This window comes from Streptomyces sp. NPDC079167 (genome assembly GCF_040686735.1).
Taxonomy (GTDB): domain Bacteria; phylum Actinomycetota; class Actinomycetes; order Streptomycetales; family Streptomycetaceae; genus Streptomyces.
Genome location: NZ_JBFBLO010000012.1, coordinates 206,050 through 215,316, shown reverse-complemented (window position 1 = coordinate 215,316; position 9,267 = coordinate 206,050). Strand labels below are relative to the sequence as shown.

Sequence of the window (9,267 nt, the reverse complement as noted above, 5' to 3'; positions counted from 1 at the left end):
GACGGGAACGCGGACTCGATCATCACCTGGTAGCGGCGCATGTCGACGATGTGGTCGATGTGCTCGATGTCGACCGGGCACTGCTCCACGCACGCGCCGCAGGTGGTGCAGGACCACAGCACGTCCGGGTCGATGACGCCGTTCTCCTCGGCGGTGCCGACGAGGGGGCGCTCAGCCTCCGCGAGGGCGGCCGCGGGGACGTCCTTGAGCTGCTCCTCGGTGGCCTTCTCGTTGCCCTCCATGTCCTTGCCGCCGCCCGCCAGCAGGTACGGCGCCTTGGCGTGCGCGTGGTCGCGCAGGGACATGATCAGGAGCTTCGGGGAGAGCGGCTTGCCCGTGTTCCAGGCGGGGCACTGCGACTGGCAGCGACCGCACTCGGTGCACGTGGAGAAGTCGAGGATGCCCTTCCAGGAGAACTGCTCGACCTGGGAGACGCCGAAGGTGTCGTCCTCGCCCGGGTCCTCCCAGTCGATCTCCTTGCCGCCGGAGGTCATCGGCTGCAGCGCGCCGAGGGCGACGTCTCCGTCGGCGTTCCGCTTGAACCAGATGTTCGGGAAGCCGAGGAAGCGGTGCCAGGCGACGCCCATGTTGGTGTTGAGCGAGACCGTGATCATCCAGATCAGCGAGACGCCGATCTTCACCATCGCGGTGAAGTAGATGAGGTTCTGGAGGGTGCCGAGCGCGAGGCCCTTGAAGGCGAGCACCAGGGGGTACGAGACGAAGTACGCGGCCTCGTAGCCCTCGACGTGGTGGATCGCGCCTTCCAGACCGCGCAGGGTCAGGATCGCCAGGCCGATGACGAGGATGACGTACTCGACGAAGTACGCCTGCCAGGCCTTGGAGCCGGCGAAGCGGGACTTGCGGCCGGCCCGCGAGGGCAGGTTCAGCAGTCGGATGGCCATCAGCGTGACGATGCCGAGCACGGTCATGATGCCGATGAACTCGATGTACAGCTCGAACGGCAGCCAGCTGCCGACGAACGGCAGCACCCAGTCGGCCTGGAAGAGCTGTCCGTACGCCTGGAGCAGCGTCGGCGGCAGTGTCAGGAAGCCGATCGCGACGAACCAGTGGGCGAAGCCCACGATCCCCCACCGGTTCATCCGGGTGTGGCCGAGGAATTCCTTGACCAGGGTGATCGTGCGCTGCTTGGGGTTGTCGGTGCGGCTGCCTGCCGGCACCGGCTGTCCGAGACGGACGAACCGGTAGATCTGCGCGACGGCTCGGGCGATGAGCGCAACGCCGACGACAGTCAGCACCAGCGACACGATGATCGCGGCGAGTTGCATTTGGGGGCTCCTCGGGCCTGCGAGGGTGGGATCCAGCGCGTACAAGCGATTACTAAGCAGTAACTTAATCAGTCTGTGCTGACACTATCCACTTATTCCGCCACGCTGTAGCCGGGCAGGCGGTGATCTGTGTCGCTCAGGTGAGCCTTCCCCGGACGTCGCAGTCGCCGGAGCGCCGCACCCAGGGGGATGCGTACGGATTGCGCCAGGATCGCCAGGTCCAGCCCTGTCCCATGATGCTCTGCGTAGTGCGCGTCCAGAAGGGCGGGTTCGTCCCAGGGCATGCCTGACCGGGCGCGCACCTGGGCCAGCCCGGTCAGACCGGGGCGGACGCTCTGCCGCCGGCGGGCCGCGGCGGCCTCCAGGAGCGCGGCCTCGCCCGGGGTGAGGGGCGCCGGGCCGACCAGGGAGAGCTCTCCCCGTACGACGTGGGGCAGCCGGGACAGCAGGTCCAGCCGGAGCCGCCGGGTGCGCAGCGAGCGCAGTTCGAAGGGGCGGCCGTCCAGGCCCACCCGGATCTCGCGCCTCCGTACGCCTCTCCCCTCACGGGGTGGCCGGACGGCCAGAGCCAGCGCGGCGAGGGCGAGTGCGGGAGTCGCCAGGAGCAGCAGCGCCGAGCCGAGTGCCAGGTCGAGGGCCCGCTTGGCCGTCATGGACGACAGGGGTCCGGCGATCCGCTTGGCCGTCATCGCCGTCATGGCCGACAGGGATCCGGCGATCCGTCCGGCCGCCGTGGATGTCAGGGCCCCGGTGGCGCGCCTGGCCGTCGCGGTTGCGCGGTCGATCCCGGGGAAGGGGCCGGTGGCGGACCGGGGCGCCCCGGCCGCCGGTGACGGGGCAGGGTGCCGTCTCCTTCGTTCCGCAGTCTGCTTCGCGTTCCGCATGGCACCTGCCCGGAGTCGATGGCGGGACGGTATGACCGTCTCGATGCATTTTGTGACAGAACGATCCCACGGTGCGATGGTGGGTGGGGGCCGTGTGACGTGTGACGCATGGCGGTGTCGCGGATCGGGGCGGTCGCTACGGGCTTCTTTCGCTGCTCGAATGCGGAAAATGCCTGGTCAGTGCGGTAGCGAGCACATAAGTTGAGCGTAAGTGGCTCAGGTCCTTTGACTCCGGGGTGGGTGTCATGCATCCTTGAGTCAGATCCACTCAAGTAGTCAGTTGGAGGAATTGAAATGGCACGTGCGGTCGGCATCGACCTGGGCACGACTAACTCCGTCGTCAGCGTTCTCGAAGGCGGCGAGCCCACCGTCATCACCAACGCCGAAGGCGCCAGGACCACGCCGTCCGTCGTCGCCTTCGCGAAGAACGGCGAGGTGCTGGTCGGCGAGGTCGCCAAGCGCCAGGCGGTCACCAACGTCGACAGGACGATCCGTTCGGTCAAGCGCCACATGGGCACTGACTGGAAGATCGAGCTCGACGGCAAGAACTTCAACCCGCAGCAGATGAGCGCCTTCATCCTGCAGAAGCTGAAGCGCGACGCCGAGTCGTACCTGGGCGAGAAGGTCACCGACGCGGTGATCACCGTCCCGGCGTACTTCAACGACTCGGAGCGCCAGGCGACCAAGGAGGCCGGCGAGATCGCGGGCCTGAACGTCCTGCGCATCGTCAACGAGCCGACCGCCGCCGCGCTGGCGTACGGCCTCGACAAGGACGACCAGACGATCCTCGTCTTCGACCTCGGTGGCGGCACCTTCGACGTGTCCCTCCTGGAGATCGGCGACGGCGTCGTCGAGGTGAAGGCCACCAACGGTGACAACCACCTCGGTGGTGACGACTGGGACCAGCGGGTCGTCGACTACCTGGTGAAGCAGTTCGCCAACGGGCACGGCGTGGACCTGTCCAAGGACAAGATGGCTCTCCAGCGTCTCCGCGAGGCCGCGGAGAAGGCGAAGATCGAGCTCTCGTCCTCGACCGAGACCACGATCAACCTGCCCTACATCACGGCGTCCGCCGAGGGCCCGCTGCACCTGGACGAGAAGCTCACGCGCTCGCAGTTCCAGCAGCTGACCGCGGACCTCCTGGACCGCTGCAAGAACCCGTTCCACAACGTCATCAAGGACGCGGGTATCCAGCTCTCCGAGATCGACCACGTCGTTCTCGTCGGTGGCTCGACCCGTATGCCGGCCGTCGCCGAGCTCGTCAAGGAGCTCACGGGCGGCCAGGACGCCAACAAGGGCGTGAACCCGGACGAGGTCGTCGCCATCGGCGCCTCGCTCCAGGCCGGTGTCCTCAAGGGCGAGGTCAAGGACGTCCTGCTCCTGGACGTGACCCCGCTGTCCCTCGGCATCGAGACCAAGGGAGGGATCATGACGAAGCTCATCGAGCGCAACACCACGATCCCGACCAAGCGTTCCGAGATCTTCACGACGGCCGAGGACAACCAGCCGTCCGTGCAGATCCAGGTCTACCAGGGTGAGCGCGAGATCGCGGCGTACAACAAGAAGCTCGGGATGTTCGAGCTCACCGGTCTGCCGCCGGCCCCGCGTGGGGTACCGCAGATCGAGGTCGCCTTCGACATCGACGCCAACGGCATCATGCACGTCGCCGCCAAGGACCTCGGCACCGGCAAGGAGCAGAAGATGACCGTCACCGGCGGCTCCTCGCTGCCGAAGGACGAGGTCAACCGGATGCGCGAAGAGGCCGAGCAGTACGCCGACGAGGACCACCGCCGTCGCGAGGCCGCCGAGTCGCGCAACCAGGGCGAGCAGCTCGTCTACCAGACGGAGAAGTTCCTCAAGGACAACGAGGACAAGGTCCCCGGCGACGTGAAGACGGAGGTGGAGACCGCGCTCACCGAGCTGAAGGAGAAGCTCAAGGGCGAGGACACCGCCGAGATCCGCACCGCCACCGAGAAGGTCGCGGCCGTCTCCCAGAAGCTGGGCCAGGCGATGTACGCCAACTCCCAGTCCGAGGGTGCGGCGCCGGGTGCCGAGGCGCCGGGTGACGGCCAGGCCAAGGCCGCTGACGACGACGTCGTCGACGCCGAGATCGTGGACGACGAGAAGGACACGAAGGGCGGTGCGGCGTGACCGAGGAGACTCCGGGCTTCGACGAGAAGCCTGACGTCCCCTCCGGCGCCGATGCCGACGACGCCGAGCCGAAGGCCGCCACCCCCTCCGAGGAGGAGGCGGCGGCCCCGGCCGGGGACGTACAGCAGACAGCGGCCCTGACGGCACAGCTGGACCAGGCCCGCACCGCGCTCAACGAGCGTACGGGCGACCTTCAGCGGCTCCAGGCCGAGTACCAGAACTACCGCCGTCGGGTCGAGCGTGACCGGGTCACGGTCAAGGAGATCGCCGCGGCGGGTCTCCTGACCGACCTCCTGCCCGTGCTCGACGACATCGGCCGGGCGCGCGAGCACGGCGAGCTCGTCGGCGGCTTCAAGGCCGTGGCCGAGTCGGTGGAGACGGTCGTCGCGAAGATCGGCCTCCAGCAGTTCGGCAAGGAGGGCGAGCCCTTCGACCCGACGATCCACGAGGCCCTGATGCACTCGTACGCGCCGGACGTCACCGAGACGACCTGCGTGGCGATCCTGCAGCCTGGGTACCGCATCGGGGAGCGCACCATCCGCCCCGCGCGGGTGGCCGTGGCCGAACCGCAGCCGGGCGCCTCGCCCGCGGCGGCGAAGGAAGAGAAGGCAGACGACGAGGAGAGCGGTGGCACCGAAGAGGTCTGACATTCCGTCCGACCACAGCGGTGAACACCGACGGGGCGTGCGGCCGGCCACGGGGCCGGCCGCACGGCCGATCGTCCGGAAGGAGGGACGTCGATGAGCACGAAGGACTTCGTCGAGAAGGACTACTACAAGGTTCTCGGCGTCCCCAAGGACGCCACCGACGCCGAGGTCAAGAAGGCGTACCGGAAGCTCGCCCGCGAGTTCCACCCGGACGCCAACAAGGGTGACTCCAAGGCCGAGTCACGCTTCAAGGAGATCTCCGAGGCGAACGACGTCCTCGGCGACCCCAAGAAGCGCAAGGAGTACGACGAGGCGCGCGCCCTCTTCGGCAACGGTGGCTTCCGGGCCGGCCCCGGCGGTGCGGGCGGCAACTTCAACTTCGACCTGGGCGACCTCTTCGGGGGCGCCCCGGGCGGTGGCCAGGGTGCCGGTGGCTTCGGCGGGGGCGGCGGTGGCGGCCTGGGCGATGTCTTCGGCGGACTGTTCAACCGCGGTGGCGCGGGCACCCGCGTCCAGCCGCGCCGCGGCCAGGACATCGAGTCCGAGGTGACGCTCAGCTTCACCGAGGCGGTCGACGGGGCCACGGTCCCGCTCCGGATGTCCAGCCAGGCGCCCTGCAAGGCGTGTTCGGGCACCGGCGACAAGAACGGCACCCCGAGGGTCTGCCCGACGTGTGTCGGCACCGGCCAGGTCTCGCGGGGCACGGGCGGCGGGTTCTCACTCACCGATCCCTGTGTCGACTGCAAGGGCCGGGGTCTCATCGCCCAGGACCCCTGCGAGGTCTGCAAGGGCAGCGGCCGTGCCAAGTCGGCCCGCACGATGCAGGTCAGGATCCCGGCGGGCGTCTCCGACGGCCAGCGGATCCGGCTGCGCGGCAAGGGCAGCCCCGGCGAGCGCGGCGGCCCGGCCGGCGACCTCTATGTCGTCGTCCACGTCGACGCCCACCCGGTCTTCGGCCGCAAGGGCGACAACCTCACCGTCACCGTGCCCGTCACCTTCCCGGAGGCGGCGCTCGGCGGCGAGGTGAAGGTCCCCACGCTCGGCGGACCCCCGGTCACTCTGAAGCTCCCGGCCGGCACGCCCAACGGACGTACGATGCGGGCCCGGGGCAAGGGTGCCGTACGCAAGGACGGCACCCGTGGCGACCTCCTGGTCACCGTCGAGGTGGCGGTGCCCACGGACCTCGGCGCGGACGCCCAGGACGCGCTGGAGGCCTACCGGAAGGCGACCGCGGGGGAGGACCCGCGGGCGGAGCTGTTCCAGGCTGCGAAGGGAGCTTGAGATGGACGGCCGTCGACGCAATCCGTACCAGCTGACCGACGAATCACCGGTCTACGTGATCTCGATCGCGGCCCAGCTCTCGGGCCTGCACCCGCAGACACTGCGCCAGTACGACCGTCTCGGCCTGGTCTCGCCCGACCGCACGGCCGGGCGCGGCCGGCGCTACTCGGCCCGCGACATCGAGCTGCTGCGCACCGTGCAGCAGCTGTCGCAGGACGAGGGCATCAACCTCGCGGGCATCAAGCGCATCATCGAGCTGGAGAACCAGGTCGCGGCGCTCCAGCAGCGCGTCGCCGAGCTCTCGGCGGCGGTGGACGGCGCGACCGTGGCCATGCAGCAGCGCGAGGCCCAGGTGCACGCCTCCTACCGGCGTGATCTGGTGCCGTACCAGGATGTGCAGCAGACGAGCGCACTGGTGGTCTGGCGGCCGAAGAGGCCGAAGGACTGAGCCGGCCGGAAGGGGCCCGCCCTGAGTCTCACGACTCGGGGGCGGGCCCCTTCCGCGTGGCCGTGGCGTCGTCCGCGGCACCGGACCGCACGATGCCGGACCGCACGATCAGAACCCCCGGGACGGGTCCGGCTGGTGGCTCCCAGGGCCTGCATCAGCCTGGCGATGCGGGAGCGGCAGGTGCGGACGCTGATGCCCGGCTTGCGGGCCCGGCTGAAGCAGGTGGGCCGGCGCCGCGGACGGGGGGACGGGGCGCATCCACGCGGAGTCGGCCGCGTCGGGCTGGACGCGTACGCGGCTGCGAGGGGAGTGTGGAGGTGCGGGGCGGTCCGGGTGGCGCACGGTCATGAGTCCTGGTCCAGGATTCCTGAGCGCGCGATGAGATAGCCCAGCTGGGCGCGGCTCGTGCTGCCGAGGGTGGCGGACAGCTTCGCGACGTGCGCCCGGCAGGTGCGGACGTTCATTCCGAGACGGCGGGCGATCGAGTCGTCGACATGTCCCTCGACGAGGAGTTGGGCTATGGAACGCTGAACACCGCTGATGCCCTTGGTCGGCGGGTCGTACTGGAGCTCGCCGAGCAGGGGGGACGCGCGGCTCCACAGCTGCTCGAAGACCTTCACCAGGTAGTTGACGAGCCCTGGGTGGCGGAGTTCCAGGGCGACCTGGTCGTCGTTCTGGGCGGGTATGAAGGCCACGGTCCGGTCGAAGACGAGGAGGCGCTCGATGAGCTCCTCCAGGGTGCGGATCTCCACCTTGTCGTTGGCCAGGCGCGCGGCATAGGCGAGAGTGCCCTGGCTGTGCCTGACGGTGTGCTGGTAGAGGGTGCGCATGCTGACGCCGCGGTCGACCACCGACAGGGCGCGTTCCAGACCTTCGCTGAGACGGTCCTCGCCCCGGTCCCCGCCCGGCTGGACGGTGAGCACCTCCGTGTGGCACTCGGCGGTGGCGAGATCGAGTGCGGCGTTGATCCTGTTGCCGCCCTCCAGCACCGTGATGGCGTGGGTGGTCGGCGGGTCCTGTGCGCTGATGTCCATGAAGGGCTCGAAGGACTCCGCCAGCTCGACGGAGCGCCGCCGTCGGTCCTTGATCTCCCGTTCGATGGGGTGCAGGCGCTGGGCCAGCGCCGCTGACGGCGGGACGGGCCTGAGCCAGGTCGTGTCGTCGGGATCGGGGTGGAGGAGGGCGAAGTCCATCAGGCAGGGGGCGGGGCCGACTTCCGCGCGGGAAATCCGACCGGAACGCAGGGCGCTTGCGTAGAGGCGCTTTCCCTCGTCGCATAGGTCGGTGACCCCGTGAGGATGTGCCCCTGTTGTGTCGTTTGTGGTCATATCTCCACCCCCCAGGTTCCTGAACATGCAGGAACATGATGCATCGTCCTGGTGGCGTTGTGTGGCCCGGGTGAGACATCGTCGTGGATGCGGGGGAGAGGAATCCACAAGTGAGGACGAAGCCGACTATGGATAAGCGAAAGCTTCGCTCGGTGCTTGCTGCCGCTTTCGTCGCGGCCCTGGCCTTTGGCGTGGCGGGCGGCGTGGCCGGCAGCGCATCCGGGCCCGGTGAGATCAGCTGGTCGGAGCAGGCAGCGGGGGCGGATGAGATCAGCTGGTCCGTACGGGCGGCCGACGCACCCGGTGAGATCAGCTGGGGCATGCCGGCAGCAGCTGGGGACGAGATCAGCTGGAGCGCTCCGACAGGTGCCGCAGGCGCATGACCACTCCACCGGACGACCGCACCTTCCGTCGGGAGATGGCCACGGCATATCGCTCAGGGTGGCATTTCATCGATCTGCTCACGGCACTTACCCGCCAGGGCGATTCGTTGATGGTCACCCTGTTCGGAGAGCCGATTGTCGTCGTGATGGAAACGGATGACGATATCCGTGCCTATCGCTGTCTACGCCGGCCACGCGGAGCACCGCAACCGGTTCGCTGTGCCGTGAGGTACGGCATGATTTTCGTAAATCTCGATCAGCGCGACCATGAACTGTTCGAGCAAGAAGCCATTTCCGCCACCCCCCGCAGTGCCTGAACGATTCCCCCGTCGTTCCATATCGTTCCGGCACTTCCCCCACACAACGGCGCCATCGTGACCTGAACACGATGGCGCCGTTGTGCTGCCCGGAATCGGAATTGATCCGGCATGCACATTCAAGCGTTTCCGAGTGCCCTGTCGACGGCGATCTCGATGACGACCCGCTCCGGGTTGGGCCGCGGGGTGCGCTCGTAACGCTCCGCGTAGCGGCGTACGGCGTCCTGGACCTCCTCGGGCTCCGTGCGGACCACCGCCCGGCCCTCCAGGGTCGCCCAGCGGCGCCCCTCCATCTGGCAGACCGCGACCCGCGCGCCCCCGGGGCCCGCCGCCAGGACGTGGGCTGCCTTCCTGGTGTTCCCTCCGGTGATGACGCGGGCGAGTCGTGTCTCCGGGTCGTACGTCACCCCCACGGGCACCACATGCGGTGTGCCGTCCGGGCGGAGCGTGGTCAGGGTGCACACATGGCGCTCCCGCCAGAAGGTGAGGTATCCGGGGCCGAGGTTGCGTACGTCAGGCATGCGGCCAGCCTAGAGAGAGGG

Annotated in this window: 10 protein-coding genes and 1 pseudogene; 6 read left to right on the top strand and 5 right to left on the bottom strand. The window is 68.8% G+C overall.

All coding sequences use genetic code 11. The features are described from left to right. Both AB0P41_RS25650 and AB0P41_RS25645 read right to left on the bottom strand, forming a co-directional pair. A partial coding sequence (locus AB0P41_RS25650) for a (Fe-S)-binding protein (RefSeq protein ID WP_356716976.1) occupies positions 1 to 1,286 on the bottom strand: 1,286 nt, incomplete at its 3' end. Between the two features lie 92 nt (positions 1,287 to 1,378). Continuing rightward, entirely contained in the window at positions 1,379 to 1,984 is a 606-nt protein-coding gene (locus AB0P41_RS25645) for a sugar transferase (RefSeq protein ID WP_365934378.1), read from the bottom strand. A gap of 480 nt (positions 1,985 to 2,464) precedes the next feature. Here AB0P41_RS25645 and dnaK point away from each other — a divergent pair, with 480 nt between their 5' ends. From dnaK to AB0P41_RS25625, 4 genes are all read left to right on the top strand, one after another. Beyond that, positions 2,465 to 4,321 carry a molecular chaperone DnaK gene (dnaK, locus tag AB0P41_RS25640; protein WP_356716979.1) on the top strand — a complete coding sequence of 619 codons (1,857 nt, stop codon included), beginning with the start codon at positions 2,465 to 2,467 and terminating at the stop codon, positions 4,319 to 4,321. Beyond that, the gene (gene grpE / locus AB0P41_RS25635; protein WP_356716981.1) at positions 4,318 to 4,968 is read left to right on the top strand and encodes a nucleotide exchange factor GrpE; all 651 of its coding nucleotides are present in this window, start codon (positions 4,318 to 4,320) and stop codon (positions 4,966 to 4,968) included. The genes dnaK and grpE overlap by 4 nt, the downstream gene beginning before the upstream one ends. Positions 4,969 to 5,061: 93 nt before the next feature. Then, entirely contained in the window at positions 5,062 to 6,249 is a 1,188-nt protein-coding gene (gene dnaJ, locus AB0P41_RS25630; RefSeq protein ID WP_356716983.1) for a molecular chaperone DnaJ, read from the top strand. Between the two features lies 1 nt (position 6,250). Then, positions 6,251 to 6,697: a helix-turn-helix domain-containing protein gene (locus tag AB0P41_RS25625; protein ID WP_356716985.1), complete on the top strand. Its 447-nt coding sequence runs from the start codon at positions 6,251 to 6,253 to the stop codon at positions 6,695 to 6,697. 28 nt (positions 6,698 to 6,725) lie between these two features. Here the strand turns inward: AB0P41_RS25625 and AB0P41_RS25620 are convergent. Both AB0P41_RS25620 and AB0P41_RS25615 read right to left on the bottom strand, forming a co-directional pair. Continuing rightward, a pseudogene (locus AB0P41_RS25620) lies at positions 6,726 to 6,906 on the bottom strand (helix-turn-helix transcriptional regulator); the annotation flags it as partial. Between the two features lie 135 nt (positions 6,907 to 7,041). Then, positions 7,042 to 8,052, bottom strand: coding sequence for a helix-turn-helix transcriptional regulator (locus AB0P41_RS25615; RefSeq protein ID WP_356716987.1), 1,011 nt, complete (start codon positions 8,050 to 8,052; stop codon positions 7,042 to 7,044). A 101-nt stretch (positions 8,053 to 8,153) separates the two neighbouring features. On the opposite strand from AB0P41_RS25615, the gene AB0P41_RS25610 reads away from it, so the two are divergent. Then, positions 8,154 to 8,408 (top strand): hypothetical protein, encoded by a 255-nt coding sequence (locus AB0P41_RS25610; protein WP_356716989.1) that lies wholly within the window; start codon positions 8,154 to 8,156, stop codon positions 8,406 to 8,408. Beyond that, positions 8,405 to 8,725, top strand: a complete 321-nt coding sequence (locus AB0P41_RS25605) for a (2Fe-2S)-binding protein (protein ID WP_033296620.1) — start codon at positions 8,405 to 8,407, stop codon at positions 8,723 to 8,725. Before AB0P41_RS25610 ends, AB0P41_RS25605 begins: the two co-directional genes overlap by 4 nt. Positions 8,726 to 8,844: 119 nt before the next feature. Here AB0P41_RS25605 and AB0P41_RS25600 read toward each other — a convergent pair whose 3' ends face one another. Then, positions 8,845 to 9,246 (bottom strand): TIGR03618 family F420-dependent PPOX class oxidoreductase, encoded by a 402-nt coding sequence (locus tag AB0P41_RS25600; RefSeq protein WP_356716991.1) that lies wholly within the window; start codon positions 9,244 to 9,246, stop codon positions 8,845 to 8,847. Positions 9,247 to 9,267: the final 21 nt, after the last annotated feature.

Bases quoted from the DNA above. Each gene is read 5' to 3' on its own strand.
- AB0P41_RS25625 (WP_356716985.1), top strand. From the start codon at position 6,251: ATGGACGGCCGTCGACGCAATCCGTACCAGCTGACCGACGAATCACCG.
- AB0P41_RS25605 (WP_033296620.1), top strand. From the start codon at position 8,405: ATGACCACTCCACCGGACGACCGCACCTTCCGTCGGGAGATGGCCACG.
- AB0P41_RS25600 (WP_356716991.1), bottom strand. From the start codon at position 9,246: ATGCCTGACGTACGCAACCTCGGCCCCGGATACCTCACCTTCTGGCGG.
- AB0P41_RS25645 (WP_365934378.1), bottom strand. From the start codon at position 1,984: ATGACGGCGATGACGGCCAAGCGGATCGCCGGACCCCTGTCGTCCATG.
- dnaJ (WP_356716983.1), top strand. From the start codon at position 5,062: ATGAGCACGAAGGACTTCGTCGAGAAGGACTACTACAAGGTTCTCGGC.
- dnaK (WP_356716979.1), top strand. From the start codon at position 2,465: ATGGCACGTGCGGTCGGCATCGACCTGGGCACGACTAACTCCGTCGTC.
- AB0P41_RS25615 (WP_356716987.1), bottom strand. From the start codon at position 8,052: ATGTTCAGGAACCTGGGGGGTGGAGATATGACCACAAACGACACAACA.
- AB0P41_RS25610 (WP_356716989.1), top strand. From the start codon at position 8,154: ATGGATAAGCGAAAGCTTCGCTCGGTGCTTGCTGCCGCTTTCGTCGCG.